Origin of the sequence: Vibrio sp. 2CM40D (genome assembly GCF_023161825.1) — a bacterium.
Classification (GTDB): domain Bacteria; phylum Pseudomonadota; class Gammaproteobacteria; order Enterobacterales; family Vibrionaceae; genus Vibrio; species Vibrio alginolyticus.
The window spans coordinates 1-1,471 of record NZ_JALNTL010000028.1 but is presented as its reverse complement, the minus strand read 5'-3'; the positions used below and the strand labels follow the sequence as shown (position 1 = coordinate 1,471).

The following is a 1,471-nucleotide window of genomic DNA, read 5'->3' as shown; positions in this document are numbered from 1 at the left end:
TCACCTTGAATCGTGACACTAGGAACTTCAAACTGGTTTTCGTATCCATCGCCGCCATCAAGAATATCCACCGTTAAAGAGGCATCATCGTTCAAACCTTCAATTGCCTCTAAGGTAATATCCAATGTTACGGAGGTGGTGTCACCGTCTGAATCTGTTGCATTAACTAACAATGGTATATCCAGGATTTGATCTTTTGACAGATCGAAAGAGCGATATAATTCAAAGGAATACTCTATTTCACTACTCGACTCTAAAGGTAATGTGGATAATAGTTTCGATTGAAAAATATTTACTTCCACCCCACCTTCTAAGATATAGCCAGTAATTGTCGTACCGTCATCAGACAGACGGTAAAGCAACTCACTTTCACTACTCACTAATGTGGGCTGGTTTAATTCGCTAAATCGAAGAGAGTCAACATAATCACTCCCGATATCGAGTTGAAGGCTCCCAGTCTTAAAGATTGCCCCACTTTCTAGATTAATCTCCTCCATTGCAACAACAGTCAAGTTGCTCAACGTAGGATCAACACCATCTTTCAACACGAAATCAATTTCATTCTCTACAAGCGGTGTGGAGTCTAGATCTGTCCCTCCAATGGTCAGCGGGAAAGTGACCGTATCACTACTATTGAATTGATCGATAGGATGAGCAAGAGTAAGCGAGATTGAAGCTAGTACATCGTTACCCGACTCAATGCCACTCAATGTTAACGTAAATACAGTGACACCATTCGCAAATGCTGTGATTTGCTTTCCACTGGGACTAAACGTGTAGCTAAGCTCATTATCAGAGACTGAGCTTGTAAGCCCTAATGCCTCTAACTTAGTAATGGATGCCCCACCAAAATACAAACTAGTCGGATCAGGGTTATCAGAGCCAGCAATCACATTAACACTGCCTTCGGTGGTTAATAATGCCTCTCCCAGAGGTACTTCTGCTGCGTTTATAGTAGCACTGCCTACATAACCCGCTTGGCCATCTATAATGTCGATAGTTGCGGTTGCTACACCGTAATCTTTTGAATCATCGGCTGCGAGATAATCAAAAACGAGACTTTGCTCAACCGTGTGATCTAAGTTGCGACTGGCATTCAACTGCCAAGAGCCATCTGAAAATACGGTTAATTCACCCTTCTCTAGACTAAAACTTACTGAGCCACCATCAGGGACAGACTGGATCTCTCCTCCGGCTCTGACATATCGAATGTACAAGTCACCATCAATATCAATGTCATTCTCCAGTACATTGCCAGAAATGACTTGGCCTTCGGTTACACTATATGACTCATTTGCGATCACTGGGTCGGCATCACTGATGACGATTTCTAGGGGGGCCACAACCGTCTCTTGTGTACCGTCAGCATCACTTTGAATGCTCTCAACCAATAAGTTAGTCACCAGCTCATCTTGACCTACACCATGATCAATCGCTTCATAAAAAGTAATTTGAACCGTACCATCATCAT

The 1,471-nt window shown here is 42.9% G+C and carries 1 protein-coding gene; it reads right to left on the bottom strand.

The genetic code is table 11. The features are described from left to right. Positions 1-1,471, bottom strand: a 1,471-nt coding sequence (locus tag MTF70_RS24235; protein ID WP_248394460.1) for an Ig-like domain-containing protein, incomplete at both ends; no start/stop codon positions are given.